Below are 21,005 nucleotides of genomic sequence, written 5' to 3' on the forward strand. Positions count from 1 at the left end.
CCCCCCGTAGCAGCTGCCGAGCCTGCGAGGCTGCGTTCGGCGGCGTAGCCGTCGTGAAATCAAGCTACGCGGTCTTACAGGTATGCCGTGCAGTCAGGTTTTACGACGGCTGCGCCGCCGAACGCAGCCTCGCAAGCTCGGCAGCTGCTACGGGCGTCATCGTCTGCGTGTTTTCTGCTGGAGCTCCCCCATGGCCAACGCTTTACCCGACCTGAAACTATTGCGCATCTTCGTCAGCGTGGTCCGCCATCAAGGGTTCGCCAATGCCCAGCACGAGCTCAACCTCTCGACGTCGGCCATCAGCACTTACATGAGCCAGCTCGAAGCGGCCCTCGGCCTGGTGCTGTGCCATCGCGGTCGCGGTGGTTTCAGCCTGACCAGCAAGGGCGAGCTGTTCCATCAGGAAACCCTGCGTCTGTTGGCCGAACTCGAAGGTTTCGAACAATACGCCGCGGCCCTCAAAGGCGAACTGCGCGGTACTTTGAACCTGGGGGTGATCGATTCCACCGTCAGCGACAAGGCCTTGCCGTTCGCCGAAGCCATCGGCGCCTACAGCCAGGAACACCCGGCGGTGCATTTGCATCTGTCGGTCATGAGCCCTTACGAACTGCAACTCGGCGTGCAGGACAACCGCCTCGACCTGGCCATCGGTGCCTTTTCCACGCGCATGAGCGGTCTGGTCTACATGCCGCTTTACCGCGAGCAACACTGGCTGTATTGCAGCAGTCGTCATCCGCTGTTCAATGAACGGCGCATCCCCGAGCAGGTCATCACCCAGCAACGCATGGTCGGTCGCGGCTATTGGAGCCAGGCCGAACTGGCGCGCCACGGTTTCAAACACAGCGCGGCGACCGTGGAAAGTATGGAGGCCCAGCTGATTCTGGTGCTGTCCGGCGCCTACATCGGTTACCTGCCGGAGCATTACGCCCAGGCCTGGGCGGACAAGGGGGATTTGCGCGTGCTGCTGCCGGCAACCTTCGGTTATCAGGCACCGTTTTCGATGATCGTGCGCCGTGGCCGCAGCCGCGAACCGTTGATCCAGACTTTCCGTGATTTGCTCAAAGCACAGCTCAATCAGGCTTAAGAATATGTCCAGAATCCAGTGCCCGCGCTGTCTGCGTCCGCAAACTCACTGTCTGTGCCCACTGATCCCGAGCCTGGATAGCCGCACTCGGGTGTTGCTGCTGCAGCATCCGAGCGAAGTGAACCATGCGCTGAACACGGCGCGGTTGGCGGCGTTGGGGTTGCAGAATGCCGAGTTGATGGTGGGCGAGGTGTTTGAGGATTTGCCGGTGTTGTTAAATCAACCGGGTTATCAGGCGCGGCTGCTGTTTCCCGGTGAAGATGCGCAGCCGATGCAGGCTTATACCGCCACCGATGAGCCGCTGCTGCTGGTAGTCCCGGACGGCACCTGGCGCAAGGCGCGCAAAATGCTGCACCTCAATCCATTGCTGGCGGCGTTGCCCAGAGTGACCCTGGCCGAGGGGGGGGTGTCGCGTTATCGCTTGCGCAAGGCGCCAGGGCCGGGGGCGTTGTCGACGGTTGAGGCGATTGTACAGGCGTTGCAGACCCTTGAAGCACCGAGCAGTTTCGAGCCGTTATTAAAGCCGTTCGAGGCGTTGATCGAGGGGCAGATTGCGGCGATGGGGGAAGAGGTTTTTCAGCGCAATCATGGGCCGAAATAGTGCGTAGTGATCGTTCCCACGCTCCGCGTGGGAATGCCGCCCGGGACGCTCCGCGTCCCTTCCCGGATGTGACGCAGAGCGTCACTGGATGCATTCCCACGCGGAGCGTGGGAACGATCATTGAGTCAGGCCTACCTTTCGCGCATCGCCTCGGTCCGCGCTTTCAACACCGGTTTAAGCAGGTAATCCAGCACACTTTTCTCCCCGGTAATAATGTCCACCGTCGCCACCATCCCCGGAATGATCAGCAGCGGTTTCACATCCCCGCCCAAGTGATTCTTGTCGGTCCTGACCTGAATCAGATAAAAGCTGTTGCCCTTGTCATCGGTGATGGTGTCCGCCCCGATCAACTCAAGCCTGGCACTCAACCCGCCATAAATCGTGTAGTCATAAGCACTGAACTTGACCATGGCTTTCTGGCCCGGGTGCAGGAACGCCACGTCTTGAGGGCGGACCTTGGCTTCGATCAGCAGGTTGTCTTCCAGCGGCACGATTTCCACCATGTCGCTGCCCGGCTGGACCACGCCGCCGATGGTATTGACCTTCAGCACTTTGATGATGCCGTGAACCGGCGACACCACGGTGGTGCGCGTCACACGGTCGTCGATGGCAATGCTCGTGGCGGTGATTTTCGACAGATCGGTGCGTTTCGTATTCAGCTCCTTCGCCGCGTCCGAGCGGAAGGATTGTTCGGACTCGTCAATCTTGCTTTTGATCTCATTGATCGCCGATTCCGCCCGGGGAATCGCCAGGGTCGTGGCATTCAGCGAGCCGCGGATTTCCACCGCGCTGCGTTTGAGCCGCAGGATTTCCACCGGCGACACCGCCCCGGTGCCTACCAGCGGCGCCGACATGTTCATCTCTTGTTGCAGCAGCGCCAGGCTGGAACTGAACTGCCCCTGTTTGGAACGGAACTCTGCCAGCTCCTGGGTTTTTTGCCGAAGTTGTTCAGTCAAGGTGCGCTGTTCGCTGGCCAGTCGGCGCTGGCGTTGTTCGTACAGCGAACGTTCGTCCCCGGCCACTTGCGGAGCTTTGGCGATCACTTCCGGCGACAGCGTGAAAGGCCGACCTTCCGCTTCGGCGGACAGCCGTTCGACCTGCGCGGTCAACGCATAGCGATCTGCTTCGCTTTCACCCTTGTTCGACAGGAATCGCGTGTCATCCAGACGCAGCAAGGTGTCGCCCTTGTTCACCATTTGCCCTTCGCGCACGAAGATCTCGGTGACGATGCCGCCTTCCAGGTTCTGGATCACCTGAATCTTGCTCGACGGAATCGCCTTGCCTTCGCCCATGGTGACTTCCTGCAACACGGCGAATTTGGCCCAGACCAGCGCGGTGATCAGCAGCGCCGCCGCCAGCCACACGGTGACCCGCGACCAGCGCGGCGAATCCTGCAACGAGGCACCGGCGGTTTCCGGCATGAACTCGCTCTCGGCACTTTTGCTGAAACTGCCGAAGTAGCCCCTGTCTTTTGATGTTGCTGACGATGAACCAGCCATGGGCAACTCCTAGACCGTCGCAGAGCCGACACGGCCCTTGCGCAATGCATCGATCACCGCTGCTTTCGGGCCGTCGGCGACGATCCGCCCGTTGTCCAGCACCACCAACCGATCTACCAGGCTGAGCATCGAGCTGCGGTGGGTGACCAGCAGCACGGTTTTGCCCTGGACCCAGCCGTGGAGTTTCTGCCGTAGAAGGTCTTCGCTGCTGTTGTCCATGGCGCTGGTGGGTTCGTCGAGCAGCATGATCGGCGGATCGAGCAACAAGGCCCGCGCCAGCAACACCGCTTGCCGTTGCCCGCCTGACAGCAACTGACCACGTTCGCCCACCGGCCGGTCGAAGCCTTGGGGATGTTGACGCGCCAGCTCGGTGACGCCGGTCAGTTCGGCAACTTCAAGCATCCGGGCATCGCTGACGTAACGGGCGCCGAGGGTCAGGTTGTCGCGCAGGCTGCCGGCCAGCAAGGGCAGGTCGTGGGCGACGTAGCCGATCTGTTGACGCAGGTCGGCGACGTCCAGCTGCCGCAGGTCCAGGCCATCGAGCAGCAACTGGCCTTCTTCCGGTGCGTAGAACCCCATCACCAGCCGCGCCAGCGTGCTTTTGCCCGAGCCGCTGCGGCCGATGATGCCGATCCGTTCGCCGGGCTTCATGCTGAAGCTGACGTTGGCCAGGGCCGGCGCGTTCTGGCCGTTGTAGTGGAACGTTACGCCGCTGACGTCCAGGGCGCCTTGCAGTTGCGTGCGCTCCAGCGGCCGCTGCCTGGCGTCGCGCTCTTGCGGCAGCGACATCAGCGAGTCGGTGCTTTTCATGGTCAGTTGCGCTTGCTGGTAACGGGTAATCAGCCCGGCGATCTGCCCCAGCGGCGCGAGTACGCGGCTGCCGAGCATGTAGCTCGCCACCAGCGCACCGACGCTGAGGTTGCCGGCGATGATGCTGTAGACCCCGGCGACGATGGTCGCCATGCCGGAGAACTGCTGAATGAACAGCGTGCCGTTGGTGGCCAGCGCCGAGAGGTTGCGCGCATGGCTGTCGAGGCGGGTGAGGGCGCCGTGGGTGCTTTCCCATTTGTGCTGGCGCTCGCTTTCAGCGCTGCAGGCCTTGAGGGTTTCCAGGCCACCGAGGGTTTCGATCAGCAGGGCCTGGCGCTCGGCGCCGAGGCTCAGACTCTTCTGCACGGTGTCGCGCAGGCGCGCCTGGATCACCATGGCGAAGAGGATCGTGATGGGGAAGGCCAGCAGTGGAATCACCACCAGCCAGCCGCCGAGCAGGCCGATCACCACCAGCATCAGCACGGCGAAGGGCATGTCGATCAGGCTGGTCAGCGTGACCGCGGTGAGAAACTCCCGCAGGCCCTGAAAGTCATGAATGCTCTGGGCGAAACCACCGATGGTCGCGGGTCGCGCTTTCATCGCCATGCCGGTGATGCGTTCGAACAGGGTCGCCGAAAGAATCACGTCGGTTTTCTTCCCAGCGGTGTCCAGCAAATGCGCACGAACCACCCGCAGCACCAGTTCAAAACCGGTGCCGATCAGCAAGCCGATCGACAGTACCCACAAGGTTGAAGTGGCCTGGTTCGGCACCACCCGGTCGTAGGTTTGCATCACGAACAACGGCACCATCAGGCCCAGCAGGTTGATCAGAAAACTCGCCAGAATCGCATCGCTGTACAGCCATTTCGACAGCTTCAGCGTGTCGCGAAACCATGCTTCGACCCGCGGCACCAGCGGCGCGCGCAAGTCTTCCAGTTCATGTCGCGGCCGGGCGAACAAAGCCTGGCCGCTGTAGCTGGCAGCCAGCTCGTCCGTGCCGACCCATTGTTCACCGCCGTCGGCTTCACTCGGCAGAATCAGCGCCTGACCGTCATCGCCCCATCGGCGCAAGACCGCGCAGCGGCCATGGTTGAGGATCAGCATCACCGGCAGGTTGAGCGCGGAAATATCCGCCAGTTCACGGCGCAGCACCCGCGCCTGCAAACTGGCCCGGGCCGCTGCGCGCGGCAGCAGGTCCAGGCTCAAGCGTTGGTGTGCCATCGGCAGCCCGGCACTCAGGCTGGCGCGACTGACCGTCGCGCCGTGGAGTTTGCAGAGGATCAACAGACCGTCCAGAAGCGGATCATCGAAGCTCAGGCGCGGATCGACAGCCGTGTTGCCGGTTTCCATGCTGGTCACATTGATCGCTCCTACACGGGATTACTTCATTTGAGTTCTGGCAAGCGAGCTTCGTTTTTCACTTCGGTGGCGGCGATCGCATCGGCGGGCAGCACCACCCGCTGCTTGCTCAGCAACTGGCCCATGTTCGCCAGCACGCGGTACATCGAGAACTCCTCGGTGTAGCGTACTTCGGTGTAGCGGCGGTTGGCGTTGTAGAGCTCGTTTTCGCTGTCGAGCAAGTCGAGCAGGGTCCGTTGGCCAAGACCGAACTGATCCTGATACGCCGCCCGTACCCGGGTGGTGGTTTCGGCGTATTCACGGGCGGTCGGGGTTTGTTTCTTGGCGTTTTGCATGGCGTTCCAGGCCAGGTGGATGTTCTCGTTGAGCTGGCGCAATGCGTTGTTGCGGATGTCCATCGCCTGGTTGATCTGGTGCGCATCGGAGGCCAACCGGGCCTTGTCGCTGCCGCCACGGAACAGGTTGTAGTTCATCACCACGCCCACTCGCCATTCGTTGTCGTGACCTTCATCGCCCTGCACATTGTTATTGGCGCCCATCGCTGCTTCGGCGTCGAAGCGTGGGTAGAACGGCGACTTGGCGACTTCGTACTGGCTCTCGGCCGATTGCACGTCAGCCTGGGCGGATTTCAGGTACGGGTTGTTTTCCACCATGCTCTGCTGGGCTTCGGGCAGGGTGGCGGGCAGTTCGCCGCGGGTCGACGGCGGCGCTTCGAGTTCATCGGGCATGCGCCCCACGACGCTGTAGAAATTCGCTTCGGCATCGGCCAGATCGACCTCGGCGGTGTCGAGGTTGTTTTGCGCCAGTGCCCGGCGAGCGGTGGACTGGTCGGCGTCGGCGTTGCTGCCGATCCCACGCTGGGTACGCAGGCCGATCTGATCGTTGACCCGCATGTGCGCTTGCAGATTGTTCTTGGCCAGGGTCACCAGTTCGCGGCGCTTGAGCACTTCGAGGTACACCTCGATGGTACGCAGGGCCAGGTCCTGGGCGGTGCCTTGAGCGTAATAGGCCCGCGAGTTGGCCACGCCTTTGGTGCGCGCGACCTCGTTGGCGGTGTTGAAACCATCAAACAGCATCTGCCGCAGGCGCAGTTCCGACTGGGTGTAGGTCAGGATTTCGGTGTTGTGATTGCCCCGTGACCGCGTGGTGGTGTTATCGCTGTAGCCGCGCCCGTAGGCGGCGTTCAAATCCACCGATGGATAAAAACCCCCTTTAGCGACTTTAATCTGCTCGTCGGCCGAGAGCCGGGCATCGACCCGAGACGCCAGTTCCGGGTGGGTCGCAATGGTGCTCTGGATCGCCTCGGTCAATGACATCGCCTGAGCCTGAGAAGTGCAGGCTATGGCCAGCAGAATCGCACTGCAAAGGGGGGTTAAAACGCGCATGGGTGCATCTCCCTGATTCCTGATGGTGCTTAGCGGTCGCCATTTTTTTGACGATATTTTTAGGTAAATCCGTTTCATGTCTGTAACAACAGAGCTAAGAACATCCTGAAGCGTAGCTAAGAAAAAATTTTCATAAGCGCTATGCCAAAAAAAACTTATGTACTCCGTAAAATCCGGCACATTGTTCAACTCGAAAGCCTTTGTTTTAAGCACTCTTGGCAGTGCGGACAGGCTTGAAGACAGTTCCACTCACTTTGAGACATACAGCGGAGTAATGCTGAAGGGGAGGGACGCGTAACGGGTTTTGAGCGACATTTTTTTGTCACTCAGATGATTCACCATCGTTACGTAGCGCTCGTAGGCCTGCTGCACCGCAAGGCTTGCGAACGAACTGCCGAGGTGTGAGCGTCACCCGGCAACCCGGTTGAGCCATGGGCGAGCTTCGCAGACCAGCGCCGGCGGTGATCGGCAGCGGAGGAGTGCACATGGCAACGCTCATCGGCATCGTCAGTAAGGTCATCGGTCAGGTGTACGCCGTGGCGAGTGATGGCACCCGACGTACTCTGGTTGAGGGCGATCGGCTGTTTGCCGGCGAGCAACTGGTCACTGGGGCCGAAGGCGCGGTGGCGGTCCATTTGCATAACGGCCAGGAGCTGACGCTGGGGCGTGACAGCAGCCTGCAAATGACTGCCCAGTTACTGGCGCATCAGGTACCGCATGTGGAGACCGCCGATGCGGTGACGCCGAGCCAGGCGCAACTGACCGATGTCGAGCAACTGCAAAAAGCCATTGCCGCCGGCGCCGACCCGACCCAGACCGCCGAGGCCACCGCCGCCGGACCGGGCGCAACGGGAGCACCCGGTGGCGCACTGGGCGGCGGCCACAGTTTTGTGCTGCTGGAGGAAGTGGGCGGTCGAGTCGATCCCACAATTGGTTTCCCCACCGCGGGCTTCAACGGTATTCCCGAATTCCCCCTGGAGCGCCGGGACGCTGCGCCGGACAACGGCGATAAAGGCATCGTTGCGCCGTTTGCCGCGGACGCGCCGAATAACCCGGTGACCCTCGATGGCCTGAACGTCAACGGTGGCGAACTCACGGTCTACGAAAAAAACCTCAGCGACGGCAGCAGCCCCAACACACCGGCGCAGACCCAGAGCGGCACCTTCACCATCACCGCGCTCGACGGTTTGCAAACCCTGACCGTCGGCGGCATCGCGGTGGTCACCGGTGGCGTGGCCGCAGGCTTCCCGCAATCGATCGTCACCCCGCTTGGCAGCACGCTGACCGTCACCGGTTACGACAGCGCGACCGGCGTGGTCAGCTACAGCTATACCCTGGTGGATAACGAAACCCACCCGAACGCCAACGGCACCAATAGCATCACCGAGAACCTCAACGTCGTCGCCACTGACGTCGACGGCAGCACGGCGTTGGGCCAGATCAACGTCAACATCGTCGATGACTTGCCCACCGCGAACCCGGATCACGCCTCAGTGGCCGAAGGCGCGACGGTCTCGAGCAACGTGCTGGACAACGACATCGGCGGCGCCGACGGACCGGCACTCGGTGGCGCGGTGGTCGGCGTGCGCGCCGGCAGCGACACCTCGACTTCAGCCATCGGTGGCTTGAACAGTCAAATCAACGGCACCTATGGCTACCTGACCCTGGATGCCAACGGCAACGCGGTTTATCACAGCAATCCAAATGCCGTGAACGGCCCTGGTGCCACCGACGTGTTCACTTATACCGTGCGCGATGCCGACGGCGATGAAAGCACCACGACGATCACAATTAACGTGGCCGACTGCACCCTCGTAGCCGCCACCGATACCGACGTGACGGTTCACGAGAAAGCCCTGGATCTGACCAAGGACGGCCAGGATCTGGCGGCAGGCACCGTGATCGGCAGCGAGCCTGGCAGCACCGGCGAAACCGCTTCCGGCACGCTGGCAGGTTCGGTCACCGGTACCAGTGGCGCGATCACTTACACCCTGGTCGGCAGCGCCATCGGCACCTACGGACAAATCCTGATCAACCCCGACGGTTCCTACACCTACACCCTGACCTCGGCACCCACTACCACGCCCCATGCCAACGACGGGCCGAACACCCTGAGCGAAAGCTTCACCTATCAGGCCACCGACGTCCTGGGCAACAGCGTCACCAGTACCATCGTGATCAACATCGTCGATGACGTGCCAACCGCTCATGCCGATGCCGTCTCAGTGGCGGAAGGTGGAACGGTCAGCGGTAATGTCTTGGGCAATGATGTGCTCGGTGCTGACGGCCCGGCCGCGGGTGGCGCAGTGGTCGGCGTGCGCGCCGGCAGCGACACCTCGACCTCAGCCATCGGCGGCCTGAACACGCAAGTAAACGGCACTTACGGCTATCTCACGCTGGATGCCAACGGCAACGCCGTGTACCACAGCAACCCGAATTCGGTCAGTGCGCCGGGCGCCACGGATGTGTTCACCTACACCGTGCGCGATGCCGACGGTGATGAAAGCACCACCACCATTACCATCGACGTGTCCAACTGCACCCTCGTAGCCGCCACCGATACCGACGTGACGGTTCACGAGAAAGCCCTGGATCTGACCAAGGACGGCCAGGACCTGGCGGCAGGCACTGTCATCGGCAGCGAGCCTGAAAACACCGGCGAAACCGCTTCCGGCACGCTGGTAGGTTCGGTCACTGGTACCAGTGGCGCGATCACTTACACCCTGATTGGCAGCGCCATTGGCACCTACGGTCAAATCCTGATCAACCCCGACGGTTCCTACACCTACACCCTGACCTCGGCATCCACCACCACGCCCCATGCCAACGACGGGCCGAACACCCTGAGCGAAAGCTTCACTTATCAGGCTACTGACTCTCTGGGCAACAGCGTCACCAGTACCATCGTGATCAACATCGTCGATGACGTGCCGACTGCCCATTGCGATTCGGTTTCGGTGGTGGAGGGCGGCACGGTCAGCGGCAATGTGCTGCACAACGATGTGCTTGGCGCCGATGGCCCAGCGTCGGGTGGTGCAGTGGTCGGCGTGCGTGCCGGCAGCGACACCTCGACCTCGGCCATCGGCGGCCTGAATTCGCAAATCAACGGCACTTACGGCTATCTCACTCTGGATGCCAACGGCAACGCCGTGTACCACAGCAACCCCAACTCGGTCGGCGAACCGGGGGCCACGGATGTGTTCACCTATACCGTGCGCGATGCCGATGGCGATGAAAGCACCGCCACCATCACCATTGACGTGCACAACAGTTGCCTCGAGGTGGTTCCCGATACCGACGTGACCGTCTATGAAAAGGCGCTGGACTTGACCCGGGACGGCCAGGATCTAGCGGCGGGCACGGTCACCGGCAGCGAACCTGGCAACAGCGGTGAAACCGGCTCCGGAACGCTGGTCGGCGCCATCACTGGCGCCACGGGCGCGATCACTTACACCCTGGTCGGCAGCGCCACCGGAACCTACGGGCAAATCCTGCTCAACCCCGATGGCTCCTACACCTACACCCTGACCTCGGCGCCGAAAACATCGCCCAACACCAACGATGGCGCGAACACCTTGAACGAAAGCTTCACCTACGCAGCCACCGATGCCGTGGGCAACAGCACCACCGGCACCCTGGTGGTCAGCATCGTCGATGACGTGCCTAACGCTGTCGCCTCGGAGCGTTCGGTGCCGGCGGTGCAGATCGACTCCAACCTGCTGCTGGTGATCGACGTGTCCGGCAGCATGGACGACGCCTCCGGTGTATCGGGCCTGTCGCGGCTGGAACTGGCCAAGCAGGCGATCAGCGCACTGCTCGACAAGTACGACAACCTGGGCGATGTGAAGGTGCAGATCGTCACCTTCAGCAGCAGCGCCACGGACCAGACTTCGGTGTGGGTCGATGTGGCGACCGCCAAGTCGATCATCGCGACGCTGACGGCGGACGGCGGGACCAACTACGATGCTGCCGTGGCGACCATGGAAACCGCCTTCGGCACATCGGGCAAACTCACCGGGGCGCAGAACGTCGGTTACTTCTTCTCCGACGGCAAACCCAACGAAGGCGACATCGGCAGCGCCGATGAGATCGCGCTCAAAGCCTTCCTCGACGCCAATGGCATCAAGAACTACGCCATCGGCCTGGGCAGCGGCGTCAATAACGCCAGCCTCGATCCAGTGGCCTATGACGGCAGCACGCACACCGACACCAACGCCGTGGTGGTGACTGACCTCAACCAACTCAACTCGGTCCTCTCGGGCACCGTGCAAGGCGCGCCGGTCACCGGATCGCTTCTGGGCGAGGGCGGTACGTTCGGTGCCGATGGCGGCTTCATCAAGACTCTAACGGTCGACGGCACCACCTATACCTACGACCCGAAAGCCAACAGCAATCAGGGTTCGCTGAACTTCAGCGGCGGCGCCAACCACGGCACCTTCAACACCGCCGACAACACCCTGAGCATCGCCACCAACAACAGCGGCACGCTGGTGGTGAACCTCGACACTGGCGAGTACACCTACACCTCGCAGAAAACCACAGCCGTGCAGATCACCGAAAACATCGGCTTCACCGCCAGCGACAACGATGGTGACCTCACCAGCTCGACACTGACGGTCAAGGTCATCCCCAACGCGCCACCGGTGGCGGTGGACGACCACATCATCACCAACGTGCTGTCTGGCAGCATCGTGGTGCCGGGCGAGCTGCTGCTGGCCAACGACACCGACCCCAACGGCGATCCGCTCACGGCATCGCCGACCACCTTCAACACGGGTTGGACGGCCAAGGGGGCGGACTTCACCGGCACCAACTCGAGCTTCAGCTTCACCGGTAATAACGTCCAGGCCGTGACCATCGCCCGCAGCGCATTCGTCGCCAACGCTGCCGCCATGACCGCCATGCTGGTGGTCAGCGGGGCATTGGGGTCGGTCAGCACCAACAATACCAACGATGAGGACCGGATCACCGTCGACCTCAAACAGGGTGAAACCCTCAACCTGGACCACAACCTGGCGGCCGGCCACGTCACCATGGAGTACTCGATCAATGGCGGCGCATTCAGCGCCATCGCCGACGGTCAGACCATCACCGCCGCGGCGGACGGCACGTACCAGATCCACATCACCAACATCGACGACGGCGGGCCGGGCAACAGCGGCAAGGGGGCGGAAAACTACCAGCTGACCATGACCGTCAACTACGCCGGAGCCCAGGACTCCACGCCAGACTTCCACGGCACCTACACCACCAGCGACAACCACGGCGGCAGTGACAGCGCGGCAGTCGACATCACTTATCAGGGTGGCCATACCCTGACCGGCACCTCGGGTGATGACGTGTTGATCGCGGGAACCGGCAACAACGTCATCAACGCCGGTGACGGCAATGATCTGCTCACCGGCGGTTCAGGCAACAATGAAATGCACGGCGGCGCCGGCAACGATCTGCTGTACAGCGGGCCGGGCAACGATTGGCTCGACGGCGGCACCGGTAACGACACCGCGAGCTACGCCCATGCCACCGCCGGGGTCACCGTCAATCTCAGCCTGTTCGCCGCGCAAAACACCGTTGGCGCAGGCACCGACACCCTGACCGGCATCGAAAACCTCACGGGCTCGAACTTCAACGACAGCCTCACGGGCGACAACAACAGCAACATCATCAACGGTGGTTTGGGTAACGATGTGCTCAACGGCGGGGGCGGCGACGACTTCTTGATCGGCGGCCTGGGCGACAACATCCTCACCGGCGGCAGCGGTGCCGACACCTTCCAGTGGCTCAAAGGCAACAGCGGCCACGACCTCATCACCGACTTCACCCCGGGCACCGACAAACTCGACCTGTCGCAACTGCTGCAAGGCGAGAACGGCACCGCGGCGTCGCTGGATGACTACCTGCACTTTAAAGTCACCGGCAGCGGCGCGACCCTGGTCACCAGCATCGACATCAGCGCCATGGCCGGTGCCACACCGAGCCAGACCATTGACCTGGCGGGGGTGAACCTGGCCAGTCACTATGGTGTAACGCCGGGGGCGGGTGGGGTGATTGCCGGCGGTCACGATACCGCGACCATTATTAACGGCATGTTGAACGACCATTCGTTGAAGGTGGATACCGTGTGAGCTGAAACGACAAAACCCGCCATCCCGGTGCGGGTTTGATTGTTCCCACGCTCTGCGTGGGAATGCCTCAACGGACGCTCCGCGTTCGGCTCTGGAGGGGACGCGGAGCGTCCCGGGCTGCATTCCCACGCGGAGCGTGGGAACGATCAACTGCTGCGCAGCTCAACGGGGGCAAGCCCCCTCGCCACAGGGATCAGGTTATAGGGCCGGGTCAGCCTTCAGCTCCAGACTATCCAGCGCCCGATTCACTGCCAGCTCACCGAACATGATGAGCTGCGCGACGCCCAGTATCGTATTGCGCTGCGGCCCTTCCAGAAACCCGGCACAGTCACTGGCGATCACCTTGGCCGAGGCAAAGGACTCACAGGCATTGGCCAGTAACTCTTCGATGTCGATGTCCGGGGCAACGGTGTAAATCGTGCTCGGTTTGCGCGGGGGCTGGGGGGTTGACGGCTTGAGGTAGTGATCGAGGGCGCGCTCGGCGGCTTCGTTGAGTTTTTTTGAATCGAGGGATTCGTAGGGGGAGGTTGGATCGGTTTCCGGTGGGTTGGGTGTGGCTTTGAACATAGTGATGCTCCTTGATTAGTGGAGCCGCCACGGTTCGCTGCGAAACGAAGAAAGGTGGCAGCTGTACGCAGGTTCGCAGACCGGGAATCAAGGAACCCGGCAGACCCGAAGATCTCCCGCGCACAGCCGCCATAACACAATCCAGTAGACGAAAAAAAAGCGCCGACTGAAAGGAAACGGTGGCGCAATGCGCCTTGATTGACCAGGGCTGCGAAACCCGATCGCTGATTCGTCAGCGACCCGGAAACGATAGAGCCCGACCCCAAGGCACACAAGCCGGCGGATTCTGGCGGAGTTGTAGGTTGCGACGCAAGAATGCGTAGCCCTAAGGAGTATCTTAAGGTGTCAGATTAAACATCTCCGTTTACATCATCTTCACATCGGCTCCGGCGGCCCGATCAGCCTTCCCATCACCCCAAACACCCCCAACTCCCGAATCACCTCCAATTCCGCCTGCGTCTCCACCATCTCGGCAATCAACGGCAGATCAATGCTGTTGGTCGCCCGAAAAATCGCCTCGATGAACAGCCGTTTATCACCCTGCTCATCGATACCCCGAATGTAGGCACCATCGATTTTCAGGTAAGCCAGCCCCAATTGAGTCAGGTTGCCGATCTGGCTGAAGCTGCCGCCGAAATGCTGCAACCCGATGCGGTAACCGGTGTTGAGCAGGCTGTGGCTCAGGCGTTGCAGCTCTTCGGGGGGTGGCAGTTGGCGTTCGTCGATTTCCAGGGTCAGCAGAGGCGCCAGTTCCGGCAGTGATTCGAGTATGTCGCAGATCAGTTTCAGCTGGGTCTGATCGCGCAGGGTGCTGCCGGACAGGCTCAGTGCGAGCGGCCAGCGGTTGGCGGCGAGGTATTCGAGGGTGGTTTCGAGCATCGCCAGGTCGAACCGCGCCGACCAGCCGAGGCGTTCGATCCACGGCAGGAAATGCCCGGCGGCAACTGCCTCACCTTTTGGATCAAGCAGACGCGCGAGGACTTTGTGATGCAGCACCTGGCTGGTGTCGGCGCACTGCACCACCGGTTGGAAATACAACTGCATCTTGCCTTCAGTCAGCGCGTCGTCGATCCAGTTGCGCCAATCATGCTGAGAGTGATTCGGCGCAGTATCGACCTGGGCCTGGTATATCCATGGCCGCTCGGGATGTTGCCGGGCCTGGGTCAGCGCCTGATCGAGGCGCAGCAGCACATCATTTGCCGGTTCGCCCGGGTGGTAGGCGACGATACCCAGATGTGCCACGGGCATGCAGTCGCTGGCGCCGGTCAGGCGCAGATTTTCCAGGGTGGCGCTGATTTCGGAGGCCAGGCGCGCGGCATCCTTACTGTCCAGGCCCGGCGTCAGCAAGCTGAATTCGCCGCCGCGATTGCGTGCCGCGAGCCAGGTGCGACGTTCCGCTGGTTGCGTCAGGCGCTTGAGCAATTCACCGACGGCGCTGATCAGGACATCGGTGCGCTGGCCGCCGAGGCGTTGGTTGAGACCGATCAGGTCGTTGATCCGCAGCATCAGCAAATGACCGTCGCGGCTTTGCTCGGAATCCAGTAATTGGTCGGCCAGTTGTTCATCCAGCAAGCGCCGGTTGGCCAGGCCCGTGAGGCTGTCCTGATAGGATTCTGACCGCAGTTTTTCGCTGCGCGCGGCTTCTTCGGCGAACAACGTTTTGAGTTTTTCGACCATCTGGTTCATGGCCAGCACCACGCGTTTGAGCTCCGGTGTGCGCGGCAGTTTCGGCAAACTGCGGAACTCGCGTTTGCTGATCGCGTCCGCCTGTTTGACCATGTTGTCGAGCGGCCGCAGCTGCCGGCGCAACAGCCAGCCACCGAACACGGCGCTGAGCAATCCACAAATCAGCAGCCAGATCAGGCTGCCAAGGGTGCTGTCCCAGAGTTTGGCCAGGGCGAACTGCGGGTTGCTCAGCACTTCGACCCGGGCTGCCTGGTCCCAGCCACGGGTGACCAGCGCGTCGCCACCCTGTGGGTGCAGGTTCACCAGGCTGACGAACCAGTCCGGAACACCCTCGATTTGCGTCGGTGTGCTGCGTTCCACCAACACCCGTTCATCCACAATACTGACGACCCGGATGCTGCTGAAATAGCCGCTGTCGAAAATCGAGCTGACCATCAATTCGATCATCGCCGGGTCGTCGATCTGCGCGGTCAACGACAAGCCCAGTGCCGTGGCGGCGTCCTGGGCGTGGGAGCGCAACTGGCTGAGCATCTGTTCGCGAGAGCTTTCCAGGCTGACAAAAAAACTGCCACTGAAGGCCACCAGCAAGAACAGGCAAATGGCGAGAAACAACTGTTTGCGCAGTGACATAAAACGCTCCTTGCTGTGGAGGCTAACCTTCGCCCACGGCGAACCCTTCGATTTGCATCTTTTTCAATACGTCTTGCCAGCGCGACAGCTTTTTCGAGTCGCTGCTGCGTTTGCCGCCATTGGCCCCCGGCAAATACAGGCCTTCGGCGTTGAAGGCGTACACCGGCAGCAAGTCTTTGCGTTGGGAGGCGGGGCGGATCTCGTCAATCAGGTTGTCCAGCACCAGCGGATCGGCCGTGGGGCTGCTGTAGAAGGTCAACACCATGTGCGCCTGGTTTTGGGTCAGGGCCTTGACGTAGGTAATGCGCAGTTTTTCGCTGGGAATCCCGAGGTGACGCAGGCTGAAATATTTCGCCAGGGCGTAGTCTTCACAGTCGCCTGCGGCTTTGATCAAGGATTCCACGGGCGTGGCCCAGTAATCGGTCTGATGCCAGATGCGCGTGTCATCCTGGAAACTCAGTTGCTGATTGAAGAAGTGATTGACCGCGTTCAGTTGTTCGCGCTCAGGCTGGTTGCGTTCGCTTTGCAGCATTTGGCTCCAGGCCTCGATCCGTCCCCGGGCCTGGCCAAGGGGGCCGTAGCGTTTTTCGGCCGTTTGCAGAACCTGCGCAAAATCCCAGTCGGCCCAGACACTGCCCAACCCGGCCAGCAGAAAACTCGCCAGCAGCAGCCATCCGCCGAACCGAAGTCGGAGCGTTGACCATCCTGGACTACGCGGACTGCGGGACATGTCTGGCTGCTCGGGTGCAGATGTCTGAAGTCTAGGCGGTGTTTACGGCGAGGGAGGGCAGGTCGTCGGCCCGCAAAACAAAAGATCGCAGCCCCGTAGCAGCTGTCGAGCCCCAGCGAGGCTGCGTTCGGCTGCGAAGCAGTCGTGAAATCATCCAGTGTGGTGTTTCAGGTAAACGGAGGTGATCGGATTGGCGACTGCTTCGCAGCCGAACGCAGCCTCGCTGGGGCTCGACAGCTGCTACGGGGATCAGGGTTTATGCAGGGTTTTCTGCTTGAGGATGTAAACCGTCACCAGCACCGCACTGGTCAGCATGAACCCGCGTGCCCACGGCAGGGGCACCAGGTAGCAGGAGAACAGGATGCTCGCCCACATCAACCCGATGGCGTAGACCTTGCCCTTGAGCGGGATACCGTTGCCGTCCAGATAGTCGCGAACCCACGGCCCAAGCTGTGGATGTTCAACCAGCCAGTGATAGAAACGCGGCGAACTGCGGGCGAAACAGGCGGCCGCCAGCAACAGGAACGGTGTGGTCGGCAGCACCGGCAGGAAAATCCCGATCACCCCCAGCGCTACGCTCAGCCAGCCGATGGCCAGCAGCACGTAGCGCAACATCAGGGGGCGGTTGCCTATGGGGTTGTCCATAGGCAAAACCTTAGTGGTGACGTGGCTTGAGGATCGCCGGTTTTTCGTCTGGCGCGTTGCACAGCAGGTACAGCGCGGTCAGGGCTTCCGGAATCTGCACGATCATGTCGTCCATCAGGTTGGCGTCGGCCGCGATGTCGGAGAACTCAGGCTGTTCGTCGAACAGACCCGAACCGACCATGATCGGCAGCAGCATTTCACTGACTTCGTCTTCGGCAGTTTCGAACCAGGCCGCTTCGCGCAGGAACACGCCTTCCATGAAGCCGATGCACCAGCCGCGCAGGTCGGAATCGTCCGGGTCATCACCCAGGTCGAGGTCGCACGGCAGCTCGAACTCTTCGTCGGACGCCAGTTGGCGGGCGATGTGAGCCTTGAGCAGCACGAGGGTGGATTCGATCGCTTCACGCTCGGTGTCGTCGGCGTAATGCGGCTCTTCGGCGAAGAGCGCGTCGATCCATTCACGGTCGGGAACGCTTTCGGAACAGATCGACAGCGCAGTGAGGTAGCCGTGGGCGGCCACGTAGTCCAGCGCCTCGTCATGCAGCTCGTCGGCGTCGAGGAAGACTTGCAGGCGGGTTAGTTGCTCAGCGAAGGACATTAAAGGGCTACCTTGGGGAATATACGATGCGGGAATTCTAGGCCTTCTTGAGCGCACAGGCCAGCCGCGCGGCATATTTGCTCCCGCGGGTTGGCTTGCGTGCGTCTTATCAGCGGCGCCCTTTGCAGGGGAGGGCTCGGGTATACTCGCGCGTTTTGTGATGCCCTGCTGGCGTCACGGCTGAAATATGCAGCGTCATGCAATGCGCACTTACGATTTGTCTGTGCAGCTTTCATGGTTCTGAACCAGCCTTGCAGGGATGTTTCGGTGATTTTTGGAGTTTTTATGCTCGAACAGGCTCAACGCGTCCTCAAGGACATCTTCGGCTACGACAGTTTCCGTGGCCGTCAGGGTGCAATCATTGAGCGCGTGGCCAGTGGCGGCGACGCCCTGGTACTGATGCCTACCGGGGGCGGCAAGTCCTTGTGCTTCCAGGTGCCGGCGCTGCTGCGCGAGGGCCTGGCGGTGGTGGTGTCGCCGCTGATCGCGCTGATGGACGATCAGGTCGCCACTCTTGAAGAGCTGGGCGTCGCCGCGGCGTCGTTGAACTCCACCCTCAGCGCCGAGCAGCAGCGCGATCTCGCTGCACGGATCAAGCGCGGCGAAGTGAAAATGCTCTACCTGGCGCCCGAGCGTCTGGTGCAGCCACGGATGCTGGCCTTCCTGCAAAGCCTTGAAATCGCCCTGTTCGCCATCGACGAAGCGCACTGCGTGTCGCAATGGGGCCACGACTTCCGTCCGGAATACCTGCAACTGGGTCAGTTGGCGGAAATGTTCCCCGACGTGCCGCGTATCGCCCTGACCGCCACCGCCGACAAGCGTACCCGCGAAGAAATCGTCAACCGCCTGCATCTGCAGAATGCCGAGCGCTTCCTGTCGAGTTTCGACCGCCCGAACATTTTCTATCGCATCGTGCCCAAGGAGCAGCCGCGCAAGCAGTTGCTGGCGTTCCTCGCCGAGCGGCGCAGCGATGCCGGCATCGTTTACTGCCTGTCGCGCAAAAAGGTCGACGAAGTAGCGGTGTTCCTCAGTGAGCAAGGCTTTCCGGCGCTGCCGTACCACGCCGGTCTGCCCAACGAAACCCGGGCGCATCACCAAAAACGCTTCCTCAACGAGGAAGGCCTGATCATGGTCGCCACCGTGGCGTTCGGCATGGGCATCGACAAGCCCAACGTGCGTTTTGTGGCGCACCTCGACTTGCCGAAGTCCCTTGAGGCGTATTACCAGGAAACCGGTCGCGGCGGTCGTGACGGTCTGCCGGCGGATGCCTGGATGGCGTACGGCCTGCAAGATGTGGTGATGCTCAAGCAGATGCTGCAAAACTCCGAAGGCGACGAGCGCCACAAGCGTCTGGAGCAGCACAAGCTCGACGCCATGCTCTCGCTCTGCGAAGAAACCCGCTGCCGCCGCCAGACCCTGCTGGCGTACTTCGACGAAGACATGCCCGAGCCCTGCGGCCACTGCGACAATTGTGTCGATGGCGTGCAGACCTGGGATGCCACCGAGCCGGCCCGCCAGGCGCTGTCGGCGATCTACCGCACCGGCCAGCGCTACGGCGTCGGCCATCTGGTGGACGTGTTGCTGGGCAAGGACAACGAAAAGGTCCGCAGCTTCGGTCATCAGCATTTGTCGGTATACGGCGTAGGCAAAGCGCTGGGCGAAAGTGAATGGCGCTCCTTGTTCCGACAACTGGTGGCTCGCGGTCTGGCGGACATCGACCTCGAAGGCTACGGCGGACTGCGCCTGAGCGATACCTGCCGGCCGCTGCTCAAGGGCGAAGTGACCCTGGAACTGCGCCGCGACCTCAAGCCGCAAACCACCGCCAAGAGCAGCAAGAGCCAGGCCAGCCAACTGGTCCGCTTCGAGGAGCGCGAACAGTGGGAAGCCTTGCGTGCCTTGCGCCGCAAACTGGCCGAAGAACATGGCGTGCCGCCGTATGTCATCTTCCCCGATTCGACGCTGCTGGAAATGCTCCGCAGCCAGCCGACCTCGCTGGCGGAAATGGCCACGGTCAGCGGTGTCGGCGCGCGCAAACTGGAACGTTACGGCGAGGCCTTCCTCGAAGTGCTCGGCGGTCAGGTCGAGGCACCGAAAGTGGTGGCCGATGTGCGCCACGAGCTGATCACGCTGGCCCGGGCCGGCATGACACCGCTGCAGATCGCCGGTCAGCTGCAATGCTCGGAAAAGAACGTCTACACGATGCTCGCCGAGGCCATTGGCAAGCAGCAGCTGTCACTGGAACAGGCGCTGGACCTGCCCGAAGAGTTGATGGGCGAAGTTCAGGACGCCTTCCTCGACGGCGAAGGCGAGTTGCCGCCGGTGGCGGAGATCGCCGCGTTGTTCGCAGGGCGGGTGCCGGAAGGCGTTTTGTATTGCGTACGTGCCGCGCTGCAGTCGGAATTCGAAATTTGAATGACCTGTTGCGCAGATGTAACGATTCAGTACAGAGCAAACCTTGCCTATAGCCAAAGGTCATGCTTAGCTGACTAATAATTAGTTTTTCTCTATTTCAGTCTAACCATGAGTGTTTTATGCCGTTAACCGATCAACACCGCTTTGGCATGCAACTGGCCCAGATGTCTCGGGGCTGGCGTGCCGAACTGGACCGCCGACTGGCTGGCCTGGGTCTGTCCCAGGCGCGCTGGCTGGTGCTGCTGCACCTGGCGCGTTTCGATGATGCTCCCACCCAGCGTGAACTGGCGCAAAGCGTCGGCGTTGAAGGGCCTACCCTGGCTCGACTGCTCGACAGCCTGGAAAGTCAGGGCCTGGTGCAACGCCAATCGGTGCTGGAAGACCGTCGGGCGAAAAAAATCGTCCTCTGTGCCCCGGCCCGGCCCTTGATCGAACAAATTGAAACCATTGCCACGCAACTGCGCCACGAATTGTTCGAAGGCGTTGATGAGGCGGATTTGAAGGTCTGCATGCGTGTCCACGCGCACATCCTGGCCAACCTGGAAAAATCTTGAGGCACAACCACGCGTCGGACTTTTGAGATACCCCGTTGGGCAGACTATAAAGAACTAGGGGGCGTTCTCAATGAGTTTCCCCGCCGCGTTGTCGCCTTAAAGCGGGCCAGGCAAGGCGCAGGCCGCTGGGAATGGTTGTTCCCTTTCCAAGGCCTGCAACGCAGCCTGGCCCGCTTTAAGGCACAACCCGAAGGGCCGGGCCTGCTGTTGTGCAGGGCTGCGTTGCTCGAAGCTTATTTGGAATGACCAAACCACGCTTCTCGCGCCTTGCCCTGCACAACAGCAGACCCGGCGCGGCGGGGAAACGCATTGAGAACGCC

13 protein-coding genes are annotated in these 21,005 nt (G+C 61.6%); 5 read left to right on the top strand and 8 right to left on the bottom strand.

Annotated features, from left to right (window positions below):
- Nucleotides 1-190: 190 nt before the first annotated feature.
- Nucleotides 191-1,084, top strand: a complete 894-nt coding sequence (locus tag PMI21_RS14080; protein WP_007938472.1) for a LysR family transcriptional regulator — start codon at nucleotides 191-193, stop codon at nucleotides 1,082-1,084.
- A gap of 4 nt (nucleotides 1,085-1,088) precedes the next feature.
- Entirely contained in the window at nucleotides 1,089-1,685 is a 597-nt protein-coding gene (locus PMI21_RS14075) for a tRNA-uridine aminocarboxypropyltransferase (RefSeq protein ID WP_007938476.1), read from the top strand.
- A 131-nt stretch (nucleotides 1,686-1,816) separates the two neighbouring features.
- Here the strand turns inward: PMI21_RS14075 and PMI21_RS14070 are convergent, their stop codons facing one another.
- Genes PMI21_RS14070 through PMI21_RS14060 form a run of 3 tightly spaced genes read right to left on the bottom strand, consistent with a single transcriptional unit; the run spans nucleotide 1,817 to nucleotide 6,738 of the window.
- Complete coding sequence (locus PMI21_RS14070; protein ID WP_007938477.1) at nucleotides 1,817-3,184, bottom strand: HlyD family type I secretion periplasmic adaptor subunit; 1,368 nt, start codon at nucleotides 3,182-3,184, stop codon at nucleotides 1,817-1,819.
- A 9-nt stretch (nucleotides 3,185-3,193) separates the two neighbouring features.
- Nucleotides 3,194-5,353, bottom strand: coding sequence for a type I secretion system permease/ATPase (locus PMI21_RS14065; RefSeq protein WP_007938479.1), 2,160 nt, complete (start codon nucleotides 5,351-5,353; stop codon nucleotides 3,194-3,196).
- A 26-nt stretch (nucleotides 5,354-5,379) separates the two neighbouring features.
- Nucleotides 5,380-6,738, bottom strand: a complete 1,359-nt coding sequence (locus PMI21_RS14060) for a TolC family outer membrane protein (RefSeq protein WP_007938482.1) — start codon at nucleotides 6,736-6,738, stop codon at nucleotides 5,380-5,382.
- A gap of 485 nt (nucleotides 6,739-7,223) precedes the next feature.
- Between PMI21_RS14060 and PMI21_RS14055 the strand changes: the two genes are divergently transcribed.
- Nucleotides 7,224-12,863 (top strand): retention module-containing protein, encoded by a 5,640-nt coding sequence (locus tag PMI21_RS14055; RefSeq protein ID WP_007938484.1) that lies wholly within the window; start codon nucleotides 7,224-7,226, stop codon nucleotides 12,861-12,863.
- Nucleotides 12,864-13,061: 198 nt separating this feature from the next.
- Here PMI21_RS14055 and PMI21_RS14050 read toward each other — a convergent pair whose 3' ends face one another.
- The 5 genes from PMI21_RS14050 to PMI21_RS14030 all read right to left on the bottom strand — a co-directional run bounded on the left by PMI21_RS14050 (nucleotide 13,062) and on the right by PMI21_RS14030 (nucleotide 17,719).
- The gene (locus PMI21_RS14050; RefSeq protein ID WP_007938487.1) at nucleotides 13,062-13,430 is read right to left on the bottom strand and encodes a DUF6124 family protein; all 369 of its coding nucleotides are present in this window, start codon (nucleotides 13,428-13,430) and stop codon (nucleotides 13,062-13,064) included.
- Between the two features lie 375 nt (nucleotides 13,431-13,805).
- Entirely contained in the window at nucleotides 13,806-15,746 is a 1,941-nt protein-coding gene (gene lapD / locus PMI21_RS14045) for a cyclic di-GMP receptor LapD (protein ID WP_007938489.1), read from the bottom strand.
- Nucleotides 15,747-15,768: 22 nt separating this feature from the next.
- Complete coding sequence (gene lapG / locus PMI21_RS14040; RefSeq protein WP_007938490.1) at nucleotides 15,769-16,476, bottom strand: cysteine protease LapG; 708 nt, start codon at nucleotides 16,474-16,476, stop codon at nucleotides 15,769-15,771.
- 249 nt (nucleotides 16,477-16,725) lie between these two features.
- Complete coding sequence (locus PMI21_RS14035; RefSeq protein WP_007938491.1) at nucleotides 16,726-17,121, bottom strand: YbaN family protein; 396 nt, start codon at nucleotides 17,119-17,121, stop codon at nucleotides 16,726-16,728.
- A 10-nt stretch (nucleotides 17,122-17,131) separates the two neighbouring features.
- On the bottom strand, nucleotides 17,132-17,719 hold the full coding sequence (locus tag PMI21_RS14030) for a UPF0149 family protein (RefSeq protein ID WP_007938492.1): 588 nt from the start codon (nucleotides 17,717-17,719) through the stop codon (nucleotides 17,132-17,134).
- Between the two features lie 285 nt (nucleotides 17,720-18,004).
- Between PMI21_RS14030 and recQ the strand changes: the two genes are divergently transcribed.
- On the top strand, nucleotides 18,005-20,131 hold the full coding sequence (recQ, locus tag PMI21_RS14025) for a DNA helicase RecQ (protein WP_007938493.1): 2,127 nt from the start codon (nucleotides 18,005-18,007) through the stop codon (nucleotides 20,129-20,131).
- 119 nt (nucleotides 20,132-20,250) lie between these two features.
- Entirely contained in the window at nucleotides 20,251-20,685 is a 435-nt protein-coding gene (locus tag PMI21_RS14020) for a MarR family transcriptional regulator (RefSeq protein ID WP_007938494.1), read from the top strand.
- Nucleotides 20,686-21,005: the final 320 nt, after the last annotated feature.

It is taken from the genome of Pseudomonas sp. GM18 (assembly GCF_000282195.1).
Taxonomy (GTDB): Bacteria; Pseudomonadota; Gammaproteobacteria; order Pseudomonadales; family Pseudomonadaceae; genus Aquipseudomonas.

Bases quoted from the DNA above. Each gene is read 5' to 3' on its own strand.
- lapD (WP_007938489.1), bottom strand. From the start codon at position 15,746: ATGTCACTGCGCAAACAGTTGTTTCTCGCCATTTGCCTGTTCTTGCTG.
- PMI21_RS14050 (WP_007938487.1), bottom strand. From the start codon at position 13,430: ATGTTCAAAGCCACACCCAACCCACCGGAAACCGATCCAACCTCCCCC.
- PMI21_RS14030 (WP_007938492.1), bottom strand. From the start codon at position 17,719: ATGTCCTTCGCTGAGCAACTAACCCGCCTGCAAGTCTTCCTCGACGCC.
- lapG (WP_007938490.1), bottom strand. From the start codon at position 16,476: ATGTCCCGCAGTCCGCGTAGTCCAGGATGGTCAACGCTCCGACTTCGG.
- PMI21_RS14075 (WP_007938476.1), top strand. From the start codon at position 1,089: ATGTCCAGAATCCAGTGCCCGCGCTGTCTGCGTCCGCAAACTCACTGT.
- PMI21_RS14060 (WP_007938482.1), bottom strand. From the start codon at position 6,738: ATGCGCGTTTTAACCCCCCTTTGCAGTGCGATTCTGCTGGCCATAGCC.
- PMI21_RS14080 (WP_007938472.1), top strand. From the start codon at position 191: ATGGCCAACGCTTTACCCGACCTGAAACTATTGCGCATCTTCGTCAGC.
- recQ (WP_007938493.1), top strand. From the start codon at position 18,005: ATGCTCGAACAGGCTCAACGCGTCCTCAAGGACATCTTCGGCTACGAC.
- PMI21_RS14055 (WP_007938484.1), top strand. From the start codon at position 7,224: ATGGCAACGCTCATCGGCATCGTCAGTAAGGTCATCGGTCAGGTGTAC.
- PMI21_RS14070 (WP_007938477.1), bottom strand. From the start codon at position 3,184: ATGGCTGGTTCATCGTCAGCAACATCAAAAGACAGGGGCTACTTCGGC.
- PMI21_RS14035 (WP_007938491.1), bottom strand. From the start codon at position 17,121: ATGGACAACCCCATAGGCAACCGCCCCCTGATGTTGCGCTACGTGCTG.
- PMI21_RS14020 (WP_007938494.1), top strand. From the start codon at position 20,251: ATGCCGTTAACCGATCAACACCGCTTTGGCATGCAACTGGCCCAGATG.